The organism is Dehalococcoidia bacterium, from assembly GCA_028711995.1.
Taxonomy (GTDB): domain Bacteria; phylum Chloroflexota; class Dehalococcoidia; order SZUA-161; family SpSt-899; genus JAQTRE01.
The window spans coordinates 1-20,435 of sequence record JAQTRE010000025.1; the positions used below are offsets into that span (position 1 = coordinate 1).

Consider the following 20,435-nt stretch of genomic DNA (forward strand, 5'->3'; position numbering starts at 1 on the left):
AAGCTGGATGATCACCCTTTTCCCGAAATACCTTTCCCTTACCCTGAATGCCGCGTTCAGAAGCTCCAGTATGTTATCTGACGGACAACGCAGGATTGAGTGGCATGCTTCCCGATCCAGCGGCAACCCTTGAAGCGATCTCTCTGCCAGTTCCAGATAGTTCATTCTCTTATCTCCCGAGCCATGCCAGCAGCGGCCCTATATTCAGATTTACTTTCACGGCTTGTTTGATGCGCTCCGGATCCCGTTTGGAAAGGAAGGGCAAGGTGCCCAGAAACGGCGCGTTGGCCCATCGTTCCAGCGCCTCTTCATTATAGACATTTGCCAGATCGCTGGGGGCGGACGTTCGATTCATTACCAGGCCTATCACGTTGACTCCCTCCCCGCGAGCGCAATTGATGGTCAAAAGGGTGTGGTTGATAGCGCCCAGTGTATCCCTTGCGACCACTAGCACGGGGATGTTCCCCAACTCTACGGCCAGGTCGGCCATGAACAACTGCGAATTCAGTGGTGCCAGAATTCCACCTGCCCCTTCTACCAGCACCAATTCATGCAGGGAGGCCAGCGTGGCGTAAGCTCTGGTGATCGTTTCCATTTTGATATCTACGCCTTCGATCTCCGCAGCCTGAGCCGGTGAAATGGCGTGCTCCAGCGCGTAGGGATTTATCAGTCGGATGTCATCAGAGCACCTCGACATTTCCCGAAGGAAAAGGGCATCCTCGGGAACAAGTTCGCCGTTTTCGCGGCGGCAGCCAGACTCTGCCGGCTTCATCACCCCCACATCGATCCCTCTCTCTCTGAGCACAGCAGCAAGTCCACCTGCCACCAGCGTTTTGCCTACTCCCGTATCTGTTCCGGTGATAAGAATACCCTTTCCCATCTAAACCTCCGTCACCACTTTGATCGAATCGTAAGTGATTCCCAGGATTTGGTTCAACTCCTCAAGGCTGGTGCTCAAGGGCGGCATCAGAACAATCACATCTCCCAGCGGCCTGATGATGAGCCCTCTCTGGCGGGCTTCCTGGATCACCCGGATGGCCGTTTTGGATTCGATGAGATAGGGCGTTTTCTTGTTCCTGTCGGCAACGAGCTCGATGCCCATCATGAAACCCGATTGGCGGATATCGCCTACATGGTCCAGTTGCCGGAATTTCCGGAGAGCACTCTGAAGGAAGGCGATTTTGGGCTGGAGGTTCTCGATGACCTTCTCTTTTCGAAATATCTCCAGATTGGCGAGGGCGGCGGCACAGGCCAGGGGGTTGGCCGTATACGTGTGGCCATGAAAGAAAGTCTTCAGGTCTTTATGTTCTGCACAGAAAGCGTCAAATACCCTCTGTGTGGTGAGTGTGGCGGCAAGGGGCAAGTAGCCCCCGGTGATGCCCTTGGCTATCGCCATGAAGTCCGGCTCTATTCCTTCGTGAAGGCAGGCAAACATCGCTCCTGTCCGCCCGAACCCGGTAGCCACTTCATCGGCGATGAAAAGGATATCGCGCTCTTTGGCCAGTTCATAAACGCGCTTGGTATATCCGGGCGGGAAAGTCAACATTCCGCCAGCCCCCTGGATCAAGGGTTCCATGATGATGGCAGCCACTTGATGGTGGTGCTGGGCGATTGTCTTCTCTACCTCGGCCAGGCAGGCCATCCGGCAGGCGGGGTATTCCTTGCCCAGGTGGCAACGGTAGCAGTAGGGGGAATTGACCTTGATGCTGTCGAAAAGAAGGGGTTTGTAGGTCTGATGGAACAGGTCGACACCCCCGACGCTCACCGACCCAATGGTATCGCCGTGATACCCATTGACGAAGGAGATAAATCGGGTCTTTGCCGGGCGCCGATCCCGGGATTGCTGCCAGAATTGAAAGGCCATTTTCAGGCTGATCTCCACCGCTGTCGAGCCGTTATCGGAGTAGAAGACTTTCTGTAAGTTCTTAGGGCCGATTCCTACCAGTTCCCTGGCCAGCTCGATGGCGGGCACGTTAGATAAACCCAGAAAGGTGGAATGGGCGATGCGGGATAGCTGCTCGGTAATGGCCCGGTTTATATCCGGCTGGTGATGTCCGTGAACGGTGACCCAGAGGGAGGAAACCCCATCCAGATATCGTCGCCCCTGGACATCCGTCAAATAGCTCCCTTCTCCTGATGCGATAATGAGAGGTTCTTCCTTCAGCCAGTCCGACATCTGGGTGAAGGGATGCCAGATGAACTGTTTATCCAGTTTTTCCAGTTTTTGTGGGCTCATAAAGTGATTCATGTTGCACAACCTTTGCAGGTGCGAGGCGTCTGCGACTTCTCAGATGCTTCGACCCTACGTCATCCAATAATCCTTGTTTTGCGGCCGACCTTCTCAAAGGCTTCCAGAGCAAAGTCCAGGTCTTGCCGGCTGTGGGTCGCCATCACCGTTGTCCTGATGCGACACGTACCTTCGGGAACTGTGGGAGGGCGGATCGCCGAGGCCAGAACCCCCTCTTCCAGAAGGAGGCGCGATGCCTCCAAAGTCCGGGTGGCATCTCCGATAACTACGGGGATGATTTGTGTTTGCGAATCTCGGGTGTCATAACCTAGCTCTTTCAGACCATCACCCAGATAATGCGCGTTTTCCATTACTTTGAGGGAAAGCGATGGATCTGCCTCTAATATCGATAGGGCTGCGATGGACGAATTCACAACGCTTGCGGGCAGGGCCGTAGTAAAGATAAGGCTGCGGGAGGTGTTGATGAGGAAATCGACCAGTTGACAGCTTCCCGCCGCAAAGCCCCCAAAAGATCCCAGGGCCTTGCTCAACGTGCTCATGGATACAAGCACCTTTTTCTCCAGGCCATAGTGAGCCAGCATACCTCGCCCGCTCGGTCCCAGTACTCCGGTGGCATGGGCCTCATCGACCATCATCAGGCAGTCATATCTCTCTGCCAGGTTCACCAGGTCAGGCAATGGGGCAAGGTCCCCATCCATGCTGAAAAGGCTATCTACCACGATGAGCTTTCGATCTGATTTGCCTGAGGCTGGCAATCGACGCAGTTTACTCTCCAGGGCTGACAGATCATTGTGAGGAAACACGGTGACTTTTGCGCCACTCAGGCGGCAACCATCGATGATGCTGGCGTGGTTCAGTTCATCGCTGAACACCCAGTCCCCCCGTCCCACCAGTGAGCAAATGATGCCCAGATTGGCAGTATAGCCGCTATTGTAGAGCAACGCCGCCTCTGTGCCTTTGAATTCGGCCAGACGCTTTTCGAGAAGCTCGTGATAGGAAAAGTTGCCGCAGATCAGGCGTGAGGCTCCGCTGCCGCAGCCCCATTCGCCTGCTCCTCCGGCCGCTGCTTCTTTGACCTGTGGATGTGAAGCCAGGCCCAGATAATTGTTTGAGCACAGGTTCAGGACTTTTCTGCTCCCCAGCGAGACCCATGTGTCCTGAGCGCTTTCCAGGGTCCTCAGATGACGATAGAGGTTCCTCTCCTTGAGAGTCTCAATGCGCTGTTCCAGGAAATTGAGTTGGTTACAATCTGTGAGCATGTCTATGAATTCCTCAGCGAAACATCCCCGGCGATAACCCGTTCGAGGGTTCCGTCACCCTTGCGCAAAATCAGGGCGCCATCTCGGTCCATCTCCGTAGCGATTCCTTCCGTTCTTTCTCCCTCCCCGCTGGTAACGGTTACCCTGGCGCCAATGGTATTGCTGAGCACTGTCCAGCGTTGCCGGATGGGTTCGAATCCGGCGGTTCTAAACACTTCGTAAAGGGTTTCCAGTTCTTCAAGGATGCTCTGAACCAGTTTTACGCGGGATATCTCTTTGCCCCCCTCTTCTTTCAAAGAAGTCGCGATTGCCTTGATATCTGCGGGCAGAGATGATCTGGGGGTGTTCACGTTGATTCCGATGCCGAGTACGATATAGTTTACCCGATCCATTTCCGCGCTCATTTCGGCCAGTATGCCGCCCACCTTTTTCCCCCCGGCGATGATATCATTGGGCCATTTCAGTTGGGGGCTCAGGTGAGTCGCCTTTTCGATAGCCTGGGCTACGGCCACTCCGGCAACGATAGTGAACAAGGGAGCCTCCGAAGGATGGATGGGTGGCCGCAGGATGATCGAAAGGGCAATGCTCCCGGGCAGCGATTCCCATTTCCGTCCCAGTCTTCCCTGGCCGCCGGTTTGTCTTTCGGCGATGATGATTGTCCCCTCGCCGGCGCGCTGAATCGCCATTGATTTGGCTACATCCTGAGTCGAGGAGACCTCGGTGTAGTAGATGATCTCCCTGCCCAGAACGGATGTTCGCAATCCTTCTTTGATCTCCTGAGGCGTTAGGTTATCCGGAGCGCTCAAAAGGGCATAACCCTTTGAAGGAGAGGAATCGATCTGATATCCTTCAGTGCGCAGCTCCGTTATGTATTTCCAGACGGCGGTCCGGGAAATGCCGATATCAGCCCCTAATTTCTCACCCGATACGCGGCTTCCCTGCCGTAACGCTTTGAGTATTTCCTCTTTCATTTTTTGATAGGGTGTCTCCAGTGCTCGCTCTCTAGCAAATCCGCCAATAGGATACTAGGCGAATTTCTGCTCATTGTCAACCGCTAGCAGTGTTTTAGTTGACAATCAAATCTTGACAAAGAGTATTCAACAGTGGTAACTTTTAGATAGGATTAGCAGTCGGGGCATGAGAGTGCTAAGAGGTAAAAGTGAGTAACATGCTGACGGAAAGAAGAGGCAGGATACTCCAGAGTTTGATCCAGGAGTATATATCGAGTGCCGTTCCTGTGTCTTCGGAGATCATTGCGCGCAAGTGCGGCCTCAGGGTTAGTTCAGCAACCGTGCGCAACGAACTGGTGCGGCTTGAAGAAGAGGGATATATCGTTCAGCCTCATACTTCTGCCGGGAGAATTCCCACAGCCAAGGGGTATCGTTACTATGTGGAGGTTCTGCTTGAGGAGCGTGAGCTTCCCCAGCAAGAGCAGCGGCAGATTCTGCATCAGTTCTATCAGACAGGCAAGGAGGTGGAGGAGTGGATTCAGCTTGCCGCCGCCATCCTGGCACGTATGGTGAACAGCGTGGCGATTGTGACTCCGCCCCAGTTGATGGAACCCCGGCTCAAACTTGTGGAGATGGTCTCCCTGAGAGAGTTTTTGGCTTTGCTTTTGCTGGTCTTTGATGATGCCAGCTTCAGGCAGCGAAAGGTCTCCTTCGATACGTCCATGACCCAGGAAGACCTGAATGTTATTTCGAGGCGGCTCACCGGTTCGTGTGGGGGGCTGACACGCGCTGAGATCAGAACCAAAGAAGAAGAGCTTTCCCTTACCGATGCGTGGGCGACGCAGGCCTTGCTTGGTCTCATGGATGAGGTGAGTCAGTCAGGCGCGGGAGAACCCCACTTCGACGGTGTATCGCATATTCTGAGCCAGCCTGAATTCACCAAGAGCGAGAGGGCTCAGCTGCTCATGGAGTTGCTTGAGGGGAGAAGCCTGCTGAATTCTATTCTCCGGCAGGCTCCTGGGGATGAGAGGCTTCGAGTGATCATCGGGGGAGAAGGGCCTGAAACCGCATTGCGCGGTTTTTCCGTGGTGTTGAGCCGGTATGGACTACCCCGGCAGGCAAGTGGCGTCATAGGTGTGGTAGGACCAACCCGGATGCCTTATGACAGGGCGTTTTCTGCGTTGCGATTTCTCTCCGGCACCATGAGCGAACTACTCCATGAAGAATATCGATAAACGTCCCAGGAAACCGACTTCGTACAGAGGTGAACGATTGGCAAAAGAGGAGAGGGAGAATCAGTTTGCGGAAGTGCCGTCAGAGGCCAATCAGCCGGTTGATGAATTGATGGATATGGGTTCATTGCAGAAGGCACTTACCGGGGAGAGGGAGAAGTCTGAAAAGTATCTGGCCAGCTGGCAGAGGTCTCAGGCTGATTTTATTAATTTCAAGAAACGTAACGAACAGGAAAAAGCAGAGACAGTCAAATTCGCCAATTCGGCGCTTATGTCTGGTCTGCTGCCAGTGCTCGATGATTTTGAGCGGGCTCTGGAAAACGTCACTCCAAAGGCAGCCGGCACCAAGTGGGTTGAAGGGATTGAACTCATCTACCGAAAATTCCTGGCGGTTCTGGAAAGCCAGGGGCTTTCTAAAGTGGAGACTGATGGGGCGGATTTTGACCCCCGGTTCCACGAGGCAGTTATCCATGACGAGGGTGAGGAAGGTAAAATTACCCAGGAGCTCCAAAAGGGATATATGCTTTATGATCGGTTGCTTCGTCCTTCGATGGTGAAGGTGGGGAAGGGTAAGGAGTCAGAGAGTGGGTAAGTTTAAGCTAGGAGATAGAGCTGTGGTTTCTGATCGACCGGGTTGGCCGGGAGGATATGAAATTGCCGGCTGGGCCGGTCGGATTGTTGAGGTTAAGGATGATCCAAAGGGTTATGTCATTCTGTTGGCCGATAAGACCGGCTATCGGATGGCATTTCCGGAAAGTGAACTTCAAGAGATATCGATATAGTGAGGTGAAATATGGGTAAAGTCATCGGGATAGATTTAGGAACGACATTGAGCGAAGTAGCGGTAATGGAGGGTGGGGAACCGGTTATCATTGCCAACGCAGAAGGTTCTCGTACAACGCCTTCTGTGGTGGCCATCAGCAAAAGCGGAGAGCGCCTGGTGGGACAGATTGCCAAGCGCCAGGCGATCACCAATCCTGAGAACACCGTTTACAATATAAAGCGGTTCATGGGGAGGAAGTTTGGAGAACCGGCCGGGCGAGAACTCTCTGTAGAAGATGACGCTCGCCACGTGCCTTACAAGACGACTCGTGCTTCTAATGGGGACGTGCGCGTGATCATGAGTGGCAAGGAATACAGCCCTCCAGAGGTCTCCGCAATGATCTTGCAGAAGCTCAAGGCCGATGCCGAAGCTTATCTGGGTGAAAAGGTGAACGAGGCGGTGATCACGGTTCCGGCCTATTTCAATGATAGCCAGCGCCAGGCAACCAAGGATGCGGGAACGATCGCCGGACTCAAGGTGCTCCGTATCATCAATGAGCCTACAGCGGCAGCGTTGGCTTATGGCCTGGATAAGAAGAAGGAGGAAACCATCGCCGTATATGACCTCGGCGGCGGCACCTTCGATATCTCCATACTTGAACTTGGTGAGGGTACCTTCCAGGTGAAATCGACCAACGGGGATACCCATCTGGGCGGCGAGGATTTTGACCAGCGCATTATTGACTGGCTTTGCAGTGAATTCAAGCGGGATCAGGGCATTGATTTGAAGCAGGATAGAATGGCGCTGCAGCGGTTGAAAGAGGCGGCGGAAAAGGCCAAGATCGAACTTTCCACCACTGTTCAGTCTGAGATAAATCTGCCCTTTGTTACCGCGGATGCTTCGGGGCCGAAACATCTCAGTATCCTTCTCACGCGAGCCAAGCTGGAACAGCTGGTGATGGACCTGGTGGAAAAGACCATCGGTCCGTGTCGACAAGCTGTTCAGGATGCCGGGATTAAGACAACCCAGATCCATGAGGTTGTCCTCGTCGGCGGTCAGACCCGAATGCCCCTGGTTCAGGAGAAGGTGAAACAGTTCTTCGGCAAAGAGCCGCACAAGGGTGTGAATCCGGATGAAGTGGTGGCGATCGGTGCAGCGATTCAGGCCGGGGTTTTGAAAGGAGAGGTTAGCGATGTGTTGCTTCTGGATGTGACCCCTCTTACTTTGGGAATTGAAACCCTTGGTGGTGTAGCGACCCCGTTGATTCCGAGGAATACAACTATTCCTACCAGCAAGAGCCAGGTTTTCTCCACTGCCGCTGATAACCAGCCCAGTGTGGAGATTCACGTCCTCCAGGGCGAGAGGCCAATGGCCGCTGATAACAGGACCCTGGGAAGATTCATGCTTGATGGCATCCTCCCTGCCCCGCGCGGGATACCTCAGGTTGAGGTTAGCTTTGATATCGATGCCAATGGCATCCTCAGTGTCAAGGCGCGCGACAAGGGCACTGGAAAAGAGCAGAAGATCACTATCACGGCATCGAGCGGGCTTTCCAAGGACGAAGTTGCCAAGATGCAAAGGGACGCTGAGCAGCATGCCGCCGATGATGCCAAACGCAAGGAAGAGGTGGAAACCCGCAATATGGCGGACAACATGGCCTATACTGCGGAGAAATCTCTCCGGGAGATCGGGGACAAGGTGCCGGCTGATTTGAAGAGTGAAGTGGAAGGAAAGATTGCCGCGGTGCGCTCTGCACTTTCCGGCGGAGATGTGAGCTATATTCAGAGCGCCGTCCAGGCGCTTTCGGAATCGATGCAAAAGCTGGGGTCTTCAGTGTATCAGCAGGAGGGTCCGCCACCGGGTGGTGAAGATCATGGACCGGAACCCGGCGGTGCTGGCGATTCCGATACGGTTGAAGGTGAGTTCCGCGAGGTGTAAATCGCTCGGACAGACTGTAAAAAAGGGGATGTCCTCTGCTGTGGGCATCCCCTTTTTTGTTGGGTGAAGCGGTCACTCAGGCATGTAGCTCCAGGATATCCCCGTCCTTGACCACGTGGTCTCTTTTGACCTGCTGTCCGGGGAATTTCCCCGAACCCCAGATAAGGGCATATTTCAGACCTCTGCGGAAGTCCTTATGAACCGCTTCGGCAGCTTCCTCAACCGTGCTCCCTGCTTTAAGAACCATGGGATCACTCAGGTTAGCCTGTTTGCCCGGGGATTTTGTATATACTCTCACAACCCGTAGTGCGTCAAAGGATTGCTTTCGCAGTTCCTCCAGTCCAATCCCCTTCTGCGCGGAGATAGACAGAACCGGAATTCCTGTGCCTATCCCGGATTTGAGGGCAGTAAACTTTGATCCGGAACCCTCCCGATCTCCTTTGTTGCCCACGATGATTCCTCGCTTCTCAAATAGCACGTCTGCTGAAGTATTCCCGATTCCTGCTATCCCCATTTTGAGCTTTTCCATCTCGTTCAGAGTGTCGGCCATTTGCTTGACAGGATCACCCGATAGATCCACTACCAGGAATATCACATCGGTTGATCGCAGAATGGTGGCGAACCACGGGCGGGCATCCGGCTCAGTTATGGCAGGCATATCGACCAATTGGATTTTCACATTCTCGAATTCCATCATCCCCAGTTGAGGGAGTTTGGTGGTGAAGGGATAGTCCGCAACTTCCAGTGGTACCCCGGTAACGGAAGACACCAACCGGGTTTTGCCTACATTCGGCAGTCCCACAAGGGTAATCTGGCCCGCTCCTTCTTTTGGGATGCTGAAGGTACCGCCTCTTCTGGCAGTGGCTTGTGTTTTGGCGGCTTCTTTGGAGAGCTTGGCAATCTTGGTGCGGAGTTCCGCGCGGAGGGCGTCTGTGCCTTTGTGCTTGGGCATGACCCTCAGCATCTCATTCAAAGCCTCAATCTTTTCTTCCGCCGTGTCGGCGGCTCGAAAGCGCTTCTCAGCCTCGAAGTATGCCGGGGTCAGGTTTGCTGGCATGGCACCTACCTCTTCATGAAACCCATTTTACCAATTTTCTCTGGAAATTGGCAGAGGTCCAGGAGGTGTTCTGGGTGGGATGGAGCTTCGCCAAGCGATGATTCTGTGGGGCGCAATGGAGGAGAGGAATATCTTATGATCCGTGTCTCCCGCCGGATTTGCAGGTCTGTGTTAGAGCAATAGTTATGTGGGCCCTTGGTCTTTTGGTTCATCCTTCTTGAGGGATGCGGCCATTTCCTGTATTTGCAGCAGCAGTCCGTGAAGATCAGTTTCAGAAGCTTGTGGGGAAGCAGCTTCAACCCTGTTTTCGACAGCCTCCTCGGAAGTGGAGCCGCAGTTCAATGTGGAAAGGAATTGGCGCAGTTTCATAATTCGCTTTTCTCCAGCACGGTCGATTGTCATTCCTTTACACCACTTATCATAGAGGAATTTTAACTGGATTTCGGCCAACTGGATTACACAAAAACTGTAAAGTAGATGACATTTCTGAGGGCCTATATTTGTGATGCCGGAGTTGTGGCGGACATGCTGATCGAAAGGGGTTTTCATTTGGTGTGAAGGAGACAGGAATCATTGATCAGATCAGGAATAGGATGCTGGGATGGGGAAGGGAAGCGAAGCGATGATTAGATCAGCTTTTTGAGTTCTTCAGGGCGGATAATGGTGATCTTTTGCCTGCTGATGCGGATGACGCCCTTGGCTTGATACAGGCCCAGTTGTTTGTTGACAGCCACCCGACTTGCTCCTACGCTGTCCGACAAGTCTTGCTGAGTAACACGCAGGTCTATGATAATACCCTCTTCAGTTTCTCTGCCATGCGTTTGGCTCAGTTCCAGAAGGCGCTTGGCCAGCCGTGCCGGTAGGTTGAGAAAAATGGCATCTTGCAGCAGCAGGTCACTGCGCCGCAGTCGATGGGTTAAGAGAGCCAGGATATAGCTGACCAGGCCCCGGTTTGTGGCGAGGGTATCCAGGAAGGCATCCCGTTGCAGAGAGAGGGTTTGGGTGGGTTGCATTGCTGTGGCGGTGGCTGAGCGGTCCCCTCCGTCCAGAAGCGACAACTCGCCGAAGATATCATCATCGGTTAAGATGGCCAGAATCACCTCGCCTCCGTCTGCAGAATTGGCCGAGATTTTTACCTGGCCCGTCTTGATGATATATAACACAGACCCCGGGTCGCCCTGGTGAAAGATTACTTCCCCCCGTCGATAATCTCTGGTTGTCAGCTTGGTGGCAAGCTCGGCAAGCTGATCAGGGCTCAGCGGAGCAAAAAAGGGAACTTTGGCGAGCAGGTTCATGTCTAACATATTCAGGCTCTGACTCTACTATATCGCAAAATCGCCGCGCAGACAAAACTGTTCAAACAGGGGATGTCAGAATGTGTGCCAATTTATCCCCTCAGATATCGCAATCGCCTGACTATTGCAGTATAGAATGATATATGGGGATTGACATGAGAGTTAAGCCCCATATTGGAGGGCTTATGCGGAAGGCCGGAATTGTCCGTTCACCTCAGAGACCAGTAAGCAGCGAGCAGGCACAACTAGAATCTGTCATATCCATTGTTAGGAGTCTGTCCCGCAGCATTTCTTGTACTTCCTGCCGCTGCCGCAGGGGCAGGGATCGTTGCGCCCTATTTTCTTACCGACTCCTACGGGTTCCTCTTTCTTTTCCTTCTTGGGCGACTCTTTCACAATGCCAACGTGGTAGATGGTGTGGACGATATCGCGCTGGATGTTTGCCTGAAGCAGCTGGAACATCCCATGGGATTGGCTCTTGTAGGCGACGAGGGGGTCCTTTTGGGCATAAGCCTGGAGACCGATTGACTCCCGCATGTTCTCCAGGACCGTCAGGTGCTCTCTCCAGTGATTGTCAATTGCGCGGAGCATCACCAGACGTTCGACGATGCGCATGTTGGTTGATTCCATCTCCTGCTCGCGTTGCTCATAAAGCGAGTCTGCATGCTCAAGCAGTTTTTCCTGTATCTCCTTGCGGCTCAGGAGCGAGAGGGCATCTTTGTTCATATCGGGCGGAAGAGGGAAGATCATCCCCACTGATTTCAGCAAGCCATCAAGGTTCCAGTTATCGCCATACTCATCGGCAAGGTTGGCATAGACAAGGTTACTGATTTCCTGCTTGATCATGTCCTGGATGTTGGCCTTGAGATCGGCGCCGGAGAGGATTTTTTCCCGCTCTCCATAGATTGTTTCCCGATGCATGTTGAGCACATCGTCGTAATCCAGCAGGTGTTTGCGAACATCGAAATGATGGCTTTCCACCTTGACCTGGGTGTTCTCGATGGCCTTGGTTACCAGGGAATGTTCGATGGGAGTGTCCTCATCGAAGCCAAGCCGGTCCATTATACCGACGATCCGGTCGCCCCCAAACCGGCGCATGATATCATCATCAAGTGAAACATAGAACCGTGAACTGCCGGGATCGCCTTGCCGACCGGCGCGGCCCCGGAGCTGGTTATCGATCCGCCGCGCTTCGTGGCGTTCCGTGCCAACGATGTGGAGTCCGCCGAGCGCTATTACTTTTTCGTGTTCGGCTTTCCATTCAGCCAGTTTCTGCTGGAATTCGTTTTCGTCTTCAAAATTCTCCCGCGCTGGAGGCCTGCCGCCCAGGATGATATCCACGCCGCGGCCGGCCATGTTGGTGGCGATGGTCACTTTCCCCGGACGGCCTGCTTCAGCAATGATGCCGGCCTCTTTTTCATGCTGTTTGGCGTTGAGCACCTGATGAGGAACGCCTTTCCGGATAAGCATGTTGCTCAGCTGTTCGGAAGTCTCGATGGCTACTGTGCCCACCAGGACCGGCTGACCGGCTTTATGGTGTTCTTCGATCTCTTTGGCAACGGCGCGGAACTTGGCTTCCTGATTCTTGTAGATCTGGTCCTGATACTCTTTCCGGATCAAGGGCTTGTTGGTGGGGACAACAACAACTTCCAGCTTGTATATCTTGTGAAACTCTTCGGCTTCCGTGACTGCGGTTCCCGTCATGCCCGCCAGTTTGGCGTACATGCGGAAGTAGTTCTGGAAGGTGACCGTGGCCAGAGTTACATTTTCGCGCTGTATTTTGACCCCTTCCTTGGCTTCGATGGCCTGGTGCAGACCCTCGGAATAGCGGCGGCCCTGCATCATCCTGCCGGTGAATTCGTCGACGATGATGATCTCGCCGTCCTTGACCACATACTCGCGGTCCCTCAGGAAGAACTGCTTGGCTTTGAGGGCGGCTTCTGCATGATGGATATTGCGCAGCCTTCTATCGACCTCGGCCGGATCCTGCTTCTGCCGCTCTTCACCGCCGTACATTTGGGGGTCACCGAACTCGGCCGCGATCTTGCTCTGTCCCCGCACGGTCGGAAAGAGGTTTCGCGCCTTCTCATCATAGATGTAATCGTACTCGGTTTCGGCTTTGGCGGAAGCCGCTTCTTTTCCGAGCTGTTTCTCCAGGTCTTTGATTTCCCGCTCGCTGATTCCCCGCAGATTACGGACCGCGCGTGCTGCCCTGACATAATCGGATGTGGCTTCTTCGGCCTGGCCGCTGATGATGAGAGGGGTCCGGGCCTCATCGATCAGAATGTTGTCCACCTCGTCCACAATGGCATAGTTGAATCCCCGCTGCGATCGCTGGGAGAGGTCGCCCACCATGTTGTCACGCAGGTAATCGAATCCGAACTCGTTGTTTGTGCCATAGGTGATATCCACCTCGTAGGCCTGGCGGCGAGGAACTGGCTTCAAATGTGGCCAGGCCGGGTCTGATGAGATGTTTTCGGGATCGAAAAGAAAGGCTGACTCGTGCTGGATACAGCCGACGCTCACCCCAAGGGCGTGATAAATTGGCCCCATCCACTGGGGATCGCGCTTGGAAAGATAGTCGTTAACGGTTACCACGTGGACGCCTTTTCCGGTGAGGCAGTTCAAATAGGTGGGGAGCGTGGCCACCAGGGTTTTGCCTTCGCCGGTCTTCATCTCGGCGATCTTACCCTGGTGGAGAACCATTCCGCCCATCAGCTGGACATCATAGTGGCGCTGGCCCAGAGTTCGTTTGGCTGCTTCCCGGACGGCGGCAAAGGCTTCCGGGAGCAGATCATCAAGGGATTCTCTGGAGGCCAGCCTTTGTTTGAATTCGGAGGTCTTCGCTTTAAGCTCATCGTTGCTGAGCTTCTCAAAATCGGCCTCAAGGGCGTTGATCTTGCTGACTGCGGGAAGAAGGCGCTTGAGTTCCCTTTCGTTGGAGTCGCCGCTCAGAAAACCAGTAAGCTTTTTGAACATTTCAAATCCTTATACCCCTCACCCTGTCTTCTCCCTCAATGGGAGAAGGATTCGGTCATTATTGGAACATGGCGCCAATGGAAAGATCGGCATGAATGCGATGGATCGCTTCTCCAATCAGCGATGCCAGGGAGAGAACGGTAATCTTGGGCATCTTTTTTGATTCGGGTATCGGAACGCTATCGGTGACCACTACTTCTTTCAGAATACTCTGGGAAATTCTTTCTACTGCCGGACCGGAAAGGATGGGATGGGTGCAGCAGGCGTAGACTTCTTTGGCTCCCTCTTTTACCAGGGCATTGGCCGCGGCGATAATCGATCCGCCAGTGTCGATTTCATCATCCACCAGAAGGACCCGGCGGCCATCGATATTCCCCATGATATGAAGGGCTTCCGATTTATCTGTATTGCCGAGGCGTCTCTTCTCGATGATCCCCAGGGGGGCGTCGAGCCTCTCCGCCATATCACGAGCTCGCTTGGAGATGCCGATATCGGTGGCCACAACCGTCAGGTCCTGCAAATTCTTCTCTTTGAAATAATTGCTCAGGATATAAAGAGCGGTCAGTTCATCGACGGGGATGTTGAAGAATCCCTGGATTTGTCCCGCGTGCAGGTCAAGGGTTAGAACGCGATTGGCTCCCGATACCGTAATGAGGTCGGCAATCAGGCGCGCGGTTATGGGGACGCGAGGTTGGTCCTTTTTATCGGTGCGTCCGTAGCCATAATATGGCACCACTGCAGTAATTCTCGCTGCCGAGGCCCGTTTGGCCGCATCGATCATGATGAGAAGTTCCATCAGGCTTTTGTGGACGGGAGAACAGATCGGCTGGAGGATGAAGATATCTCGGCCGCGCACGTTTTCCAGAATGCGGACAAAGAGGTTTTCGTTGCTGAATTCAAACACCTCTGCTTTTGCCAGCGGGGTGCCCAGATAATCGCAAATCGATTTAGCCAGGGCGGGATGGGTATTGCCCGTGAAAACCTTCAGTTCATCGGCCAATTCAATTTCCTCCATAAGATGTGACGATTTCCTAATTTACTATAGCACAAGGTCTGGCGCCAAGCAAAAAGGGGACGAGGGATCAGGGATCAGTATGCGGCATTCGGGGGTACGAGATCGATATACTGACCGCTGACTGCTACTACGACTACGTTAAGTGATAAAAACGCTATGTCTTTGCGAGTCCGGTACAATCGGGACGAAGCAATCTCAGGAAGGGACGCAGCTTTGCCCAGAGATCGCCACGTCCGCCCAAGGCGGTCCTCGCGATGACATAACGTAGTAGTACTACTTCCCCCGTTTTGCCCGGATCCATTTCTGCTTCTGGTCGATTCGCACTTCGTCATTGACGGGATTGAAGTGGGCCAGAAACTCCTCTTTGAATTGAGCGAAGGCGCCGCTGATGATCGTTTCTCGAATCTCCTGCATCAGATTGAGGATGAACCGGAGATTGTGGATAGTGGCCAAACGGTACGCCAGAAGCTCCTCGCATTTGAACAGGTGGTGGAGGTAGGCAGCGGAGAATGTGCGGCAGCCATAGCAATCGCACTCCGGATCCAGGGGGGCATCTTGCTTCTTGAAAAGGGCGTTTCTGATGTTCAGCCTTCCCTTTCGGGTGAAGAGAGCGCCGTTGCGAGCGATTCGCGTGGGGAGGGCGCAATCGAACATATCGATCCCGTAGGAGACGCATTCCACAAGGTCTTCCGGCGAGCCCACGCCCATCAGGTATCGGGGTTTGTCTTCCGGCATCAGGGCGGCCGTCTCACTGGCCACGCTGTACATTACCGGTTTGGGTTCACCAACGCTGAGCCCGCCGATGGCATATCCGTCAAATTCGAGGGCTTTCAAATACTCTGCCGATTCCCTTCGAAGGGTCATTGAAGCGCCGCCCTGGAGAATAGCAAATAGCGCCTGATCTTTCCGCTGGTGTCTTCGGAGGCACTTTTCGGCCCAGAGATGCGTTCGATCCATTGCCTTTTTGACTGCCTCAAAGTCATCGGTGTAAGGGGCGCATTCATCGAAGGCCATAATGATATCGGCGCCGAGCGCTTCCTGGATTTCGATGGAGAACTCCGGCGTAAGGAAATGCTCACTGCCATCGATGTGAGATTGAAAGAGCGCGCCTTCATCGTTGATCTTTCTCAGATGTCCCAGGCTGAATACCTGAAAGCCGCCGCTATCGGTCAGGAGGGGGCCCTCCCAGCCCATGAAGCGGTGAAGTCCTTCAAATTGCCGGATCACCTCAAGCCCCGGCCTGAGGTAAAGGTGGTAGGTATTGCCGAGCAGCATCCCTGCATCGATTTTACTGAGGTCATCCGGGGCCAAGGCTTTGACTGAGCCCTGAGTGGCCAGCGGCATAAACACGGGCGTGTCGATTGAGCCGTGTGAAGTGGTCAATACACCGGCACGGGCTTTTGTCTTGGGGCAAGACTTCTCTGTGTGGAAAAGTTGCAATGATTCCATCCTGTTATGGTGATGCCGGATGTCTCCTGCGGGAGGAAGCTGCCCTCACCCCCTCGGTCCCCCTCTCCCGTTCACGGGAGAGGGGGAAGAAAGAAAACTTAGCAGGGTGCTGAAAAAGTCTGACTCAACCCCCTGGCCCCCACTCGTTGGGGGAACTTAGTAAGGGCGTATAATGATACGCCCCTACGAACACCCCCAGACCCCCGGAAGGAGGAATCCTTCACCTCTTTGGAGACGGATTTCCTATATCCAAAAATTAAGGCACATGGCCAGAAAAATGAGTCCCAGATACGGGAATGAGGAAAGCTTATACAACTTCCATGAATCCTCGGATTCTTTGTGTTGCACCAGTCGAATGCTGGCCCACACCATGACAGCGCCCATGATGTTGGCAATGGCGAAAAAGGCCCATCCGAAATCGGCCACATGCCAGAGCAGAATAGAGGCGCCGTAAAGCAGGATGGAAAGGAAAAACAGAAGCCTGATGGCGTTCCCCAGTTTCATGGTCAAGGGGAAGTAGGCAATGCCGGCAGTGAAGTACTCGTCCCTTCGGGCTATCATCACGCTCCAGACATGCAGCGGGATCCATACCGCGATGAGCAGGCACATGAAGAGGATGGTCAGATTGAGATGCGGGCTCAGCGCAAGGTATCCAATGAGCACCGGCGCGCAGCCGGCAACGGTTCCCTGAAAGACGCACATGGCTCTCTTTCTCCAGACCACGGAAGCGATGGTTCCGGCGAGGCCGAAGGCAAAGCAGAGCGGATGTAACATGTAGGCAAAAACAAGGGCGGTGATGACCAGGGCTATGGCCATGGGGAGCATCTTTTCCGGCGGATAAATGCGTTGCGAGGGCAGAGATCGCCAGCAAGTCCGCGCCATCATGGCATCCACGTGGCGATCGAGATAGTTGGTGAGGGCATTGCAGCCTCCGCTGCCCAGGAGAACCGCCGCAAATACTCCGAATAGTGTCCATGTGGAGGGATGGCCCTGTGCCGCTACAACCCCGGCCAGAATGCCGATATAGGTGAGGAGAATAGTCTCTCGGGGCTTGAGGACGTCGATATAGTTCCAGACGGCTTTCATTCACAAATCCCTTTGTTAATATACCTCAAGTGGGCAGTGCTGTCAAAGCTCACATAAGAAGCCCTGTGCCCTTCGAATTTCACCGGCTACTGAAATTCGCAATTTTTGATCTAGCAGAGCCCCTTGACAAATGCCAGAGATAGTACTATAGTACTGCTGCTGATAGATCCATCGGATAGGTTGGAAGGGGTCAGGGGCTAATAGAAGGCAATGCAATTTCTCAACCCAGGCAGCTTTCGGTTTGGCCCCTAGGGAAACCCTCATTCGGAACGTTACAGTAAATAATTTTTTACCATAACTTAACCCGGCGTTAACTGAAATATCCGAAAAAGAGTAGTATAGTGATATCTAATCAGGTGAAGTGGGCGCACAGGCCAAATAAGTAGCTAAGTAGCAAGATTGCGATTAAATATCAGAATAGAGGGGGTGGTCAGCCATAGTGAAAGGGAATGAACAATGAATGAAAGTATCATCTTTGAGGTTCTTAGGCCAGCGATTCAAAAAAGGAGGAATTAATGAGAAAGATTCTAGGATTAATGGCAGTTGTTATGTTAGTGGCTCTCATGGTGGCATCAACCGGTATTGCTAGTGCAGATCAGGGAAGCCAGAAATGGAACCTGGATAGTCAGATTGATGTGAGCGGTAATCCGCTGATGGAGCGGGCTAGCGGACCTGGCGATGATGGGCAGACGGGTTCGGTGACTGTACTTCCGGGTCTCAATAATTGCGTGTATTTTATAGCCGATGAGTTTGCCGTGCCCCTTAGTGGAGTAACCTTCGCAGCGAGTAATACATGTGGGTGGCTTGCGTCGTTCACTTTGGGTGGTGTTGGCGGAGCTCAATATGTAGTGGCGGATGTGGGTTTGTTGGATCAGAATGGTGCGAACTTCCAGTCATTTGGTGCGATGACTAACATTGTTATACCAAACAACTGGTCGGTGCAGGTAATGTTCTCAATGCCTGGTCAGACTGTCCCTCAAAACATGCATTTGGCTCTCAGAGTATACAACAACGATCAAACTGCAACTCCCATGAACATTCAGATCATGACGGGCAATGACAAAGACGGCTGTTCGTACCTGATCTCCCCGTGCACGGATCCTGGCTATCCCACTCCTGAGATTGCCACTGCTCTTCTGGTAGGACTTGGCGTTCTGGGGTTGGGGGGATATGTGTTCATTCGGAGGAGACAGGTTACTACTACGGTAGGGGTATAGAGGTTGGCACTTTAGCCAAGTAAACAAGAAACACAAGAAACAAGCAACAAGCTATCCTTTTCAACTTCAACGGAGTTAAGGCGAAAATCTTCTTCCCCCACCTTCTGGTGGGGGAAGAAGAGGTATAATTGATAGCAACTATTACACAGAGGGTTCCTCAGATGGCCAAACCGGGCTACTCTGGAGATGCGGAAATTACAAAGGATGTTGTGTTTCAGGGAGGGATGACTTATTATGGGGCGTAATGCGGTGGATATGATTTCAGCCCACGCTCTTGCTCAAGTGACGCTGGCGCAGTACCCGGCAGGTGAACCAGCCAGAGGCGTTCGAATTATGGTTGGCATTCCCTGCCTCAATGAAGAACGTTCCATTGGAGAAATTGTGCGCAAAGCCAGGCAATATGCGGAGGAAGTGATCGTGGTGGACGATGGCTCTACTGATCGCACGGCTCAGGTGGCGGAGGCTGCTGGGGCCACTGTGGTCAGACACGGTGTTAACAAAGGCTACGCTGCAGCGCTCAATACTTGCTTTGCTGAGGCAAGAAATAGAAGGGCGGACATCATGGTCACTCTAGACGGGGACGCGCAACACGATCCATCCGAGATTTCTTGTGTTATAAATCCGGTTCTTGCTGGCAAGGCTGACGTAGTCATCGGGTCCAGGTTCAAGGCGAGTCATGAAGATATGCCGGCCTATCGCAAGATAGGAATAGCAGTTATAACATGGTTGTGCAATGTGGGTTCCTCAGTGCAAATATCAGATGCGCAAAGCGGATTTCGCGCATATGGCCACAAGGCCATTCAAACCTTAAATAGCAGAGAACAGGGCATGAACTTTAGCGTAGACGCTCTGATTCAAGCAAGGGAGAAGAAGCTCAGGATAGCGGAAGTTCCCATTTCTTGTATCTACAATGCGGATTGTCATAGCGCCAATCCCGTAACTCATGGCCTTGGCGTAGCTTTGGCGGTGATCAGGATTCGAGCGAAGAACTTTATCCGCCGTCCGATCAGAGGGAGTGCTGTCGACAAGCCGGGAGGAGCGATTCACGCGGATAGTTCCCGAACTGTGTAAGGTGATTACCCCCTTTGGCGATAGAGGGTTCTATCCAGGCCCCAGTTTACGATCTGGGGCCTTTTGTTTAGTGCAATGACGGGCTCTTACGGCTAGGGGTTTTTGCTGGTTTACCCCCTTTACACTAGGAGCCCTTGTGGGTTAGCATTTAAGATAAGAAAGACAAAATGAAAAATAGACGCGTAGTTGTTGCAGGTGGGGCAGGGTTCATTGGGTCCAATTTGGCACAGCAGTTGGCAGTCGATAATGAAGTTATCATTATCGATGACCTTTCTACAGGCAGAGAGGAGAACCTAGGAACCCGAAGGGCAGAGTTCCACGGGCAAATTCCGTGGGTGAATGTATAGGCGGCGATATGGTATGTTTAGAGCATGGAAGCGCGAGTGTTTGGTCATGGGATGTATCGAACCGAGTACCATTTGGTATGGATTCCGAAATATCGCCGGCGTATCCTGAATCTTGGTGTAAGGGGCTATCTGGGCAACTTGTATCTGGTTCGCAAGGATTTGCTGGTGATGAGGGGGTAGTTTACCCAAAAGCACAGAATTTTCCCTCAATAGGATACTTTGTCTCTACTTGCCCTTATTCTCTTGAGAATTCCAATAACCCGAAGGGCATGGTGCCACGGGTTCACCCGTGGGTATCTACTAGTCTTGAGCTATTTAAGGCTGTTTGGTAAGTTCTATCAAGGGCTGTTTAAGATGTGTGGCTTGCCAGCATAGATTTTCTTTGGTTTTTATGTGCATCATTTGTTCAACTTACGAAACTTGATTCCCCGACCATCGTGGTCGAGGGAGGAAGTTCTCCCTGCGAAAGCAGGGCAAACGAAGTTTGACCTGAAGTAATACCCCGACCGTAAGGTCGTGGGAAGTTTAT

The 20,435-nt window shown here is 53.0% G+C and carries 17 protein-coding genes and 1 pseudogene; 7 read left to right on the forward strand and 11 right to left on the reverse strand.

The window, feature by feature from the left end:
- Positions 1–169: 169 nt before the first annotated feature.
- The 4 genes from bioD to PHV74_05615 form a co-directional block, all read right to left on the reverse strand.
- Complete coding sequence (gene bioD / locus PHV74_05600; protein MDD5093839.1) at positions 170–880, reverse strand: dethiobiotin synthase; 711 nt, start codon at positions 878–880, stop codon at positions 170–172.
- Positions 881–2,236 carry an adenosylmethionine--8-amino-7-oxononanoate transaminase gene (gene bioA / locus PHV74_05605; GenBank protein MDD5093840.1) on the reverse strand — a complete coding sequence of 452 codons (1,356 nt, stop codon included), beginning with the start codon at positions 2,234–2,236 and terminating at the stop codon, positions 881–883.
- 71 nt (positions 2,237–2,307) lie between these two features.
- A complete protein-coding gene (gene bioF, locus PHV74_05610) occupies positions 2,308–3,507 on the reverse strand; it encodes an 8-amino-7-oxononanoate synthase (protein ID MDD5093841.1) in 1,200 nt (399 codons plus the stop codon).
- 2 nt (positions 3,508–3,509) lie between these two features.
- Positions 3,510–4,478, reverse strand: coding sequence for a biotin--[acetyl-CoA-carboxylase] ligase (locus PHV74_05615; protein MDD5093842.1), 969 nt, complete (start codon positions 4,476–4,478; stop codon positions 3,510–3,512).
- Between the two features lie 197 nt (positions 4,479–4,675).
- Between PHV74_05615 and hrcA the strand changes: the two genes are divergently transcribed.
- The 4 genes from hrcA to dnaK are packed head-to-tail and all read left to right on the forward strand — an operon-like array spanning position 4,676 to position 8,390.
- Positions 4,676–5,692, forward strand: a complete 1,017-nt coding sequence (gene hrcA, locus PHV74_05620; GenBank protein ID MDD5093843.1) for a heat-inducible transcriptional repressor HrcA — start codon at positions 4,676–4,678, stop codon at positions 5,690–5,692.
- 37 nt (positions 5,693–5,729) lie between these two features.
- The gene (locus PHV74_05625) at positions 5,730–6,281 is read left to right on the forward strand and encodes a nucleotide exchange factor GrpE (protein ID MDD5093844.1); all 552 of its coding nucleotides are present in this window, start codon (positions 5,730–5,732) and stop codon (positions 6,279–6,281) included.
- The gene (locus PHV74_05630; protein MDD5093845.1) at positions 6,274–6,471 is read left to right on the forward strand and encodes a hypothetical protein; all 198 of its coding nucleotides are present in this window, start codon (positions 6,274–6,276) and stop codon (positions 6,469–6,471) included. The genes PHV74_05625 and PHV74_05630 overlap by 8 nt, the downstream gene beginning before the upstream one ends.
- A gap of 11 nt (positions 6,472–6,482) precedes the next feature.
- Positions 6,483–8,390 carry a molecular chaperone DnaK gene (gene dnaK, locus PHV74_05635; GenBank protein MDD5093846.1) on the forward strand — a complete coding sequence of 636 codons (1,908 nt, stop codon included), beginning with the start codon at positions 6,483–6,485 and terminating at the stop codon, positions 8,388–8,390.
- A gap of 76 nt (positions 8,391–8,466) precedes the next feature.
- On the opposite strand, the gene PHV74_05640 is transcribed toward dnaK, so the two are convergent.
- From PHV74_05640 to PHV74_05670, 7 genes are all read right to left on the reverse strand, one after another.
- Positions 8,467–9,447 carry a 50S ribosome-binding GTPase gene (locus tag PHV74_05640; protein MDD5093847.1) on the reverse strand — a complete coding sequence of 327 codons (981 nt, stop codon included), beginning with the start codon at positions 9,445–9,447 and terminating at the stop codon, positions 8,467–8,469.
- 183 nt (positions 9,448–9,630) lie between these two features.
- A complete protein-coding gene (locus PHV74_05645) occupies positions 9,631–9,849 on the reverse strand; it encodes a hypothetical protein (GenBank protein ID MDD5093848.1) in 219 nt (72 codons plus the stop codon).
- A 224-nt stretch (positions 9,850–10,073) separates the two neighbouring features.
- Positions 10,074–10,751: a Crp/Fnr family transcriptional regulator gene (locus tag PHV74_05650; protein MDD5093849.1), complete on the reverse strand. Its 678-nt coding sequence runs from the start codon at positions 10,749–10,751 to the stop codon at positions 10,074–10,076.
- Positions 10,752–11,009: 258 nt separating this feature from the next.
- Positions 11,010–13,721, reverse strand: coding sequence for a preprotein translocase subunit SecA (gene secA, locus PHV74_05655; GenBank protein ID MDD5093850.1), 2,712 nt, complete (start codon positions 13,719–13,721; stop codon positions 11,010–11,012).
- 58 nt (positions 13,722–13,779) lie between these two features.
- Entirely contained in the window at positions 13,780–14,736 is a 957-nt protein-coding gene (locus tag PHV74_05660) for a ribose-phosphate pyrophosphokinase (GenBank protein ID MDD5093851.1), read from the reverse strand.
- Between the two features lie 273 nt (positions 14,737–15,009).
- A complete protein-coding gene (gene tgt, locus PHV74_05665) occupies positions 15,010–16,185 on the reverse strand; it encodes a tRNA guanosine(34) transglycosylase Tgt (GenBank protein ID MDD5093852.1) in 1,176 nt (391 codons plus the stop codon).
- A 243-nt stretch (positions 16,186–16,428) separates the two neighbouring features.
- Positions 16,429–17,271, reverse strand: a complete 843-nt coding sequence (locus PHV74_05670; protein MDD5093853.1) for a protoheme IX farnesyltransferase — start codon at positions 17,269–17,271, stop codon at positions 16,429–16,431.
- Positions 17,272–17,786: 515 nt separating this feature from the next.
- Here PHV74_05670 and PHV74_05675 point away from each other — a divergent pair.
- The 3 genes and pseudogenes from PHV74_05675 to PHV74_05685 all read left to right on the forward strand — a co-directional run bounded on the left by PHV74_05675 (position 17,787) and on the right by PHV74_05685 (position 19,855).
- Positions 17,787–18,488: a hypothetical protein gene (locus tag PHV74_05675; protein MDD5093854.1), complete on the forward strand. Its 702-nt coding sequence runs from the start codon at positions 17,787–17,789 to the stop codon at positions 18,486–18,488.
- A 234-nt stretch (positions 18,489–18,722) separates the two neighbouring features.
- A complete protein-coding gene (locus PHV74_05680; GenBank protein MDD5093855.1) occupies positions 18,723–19,559 on the forward strand; it encodes a glycosyltransferase family 2 protein in 837 nt (278 codons plus the stop codon).
- A 167-nt stretch (positions 19,560–19,726) separates the two neighbouring features.
- Positions 19,727–19,855: pseudogene (locus tag PHV74_05685) on the forward strand (NAD-dependent epimerase/dehydratase family protein).
- The last annotated feature ends 580 nt before the right edge of the window (positions 19,856–20,435 follow it).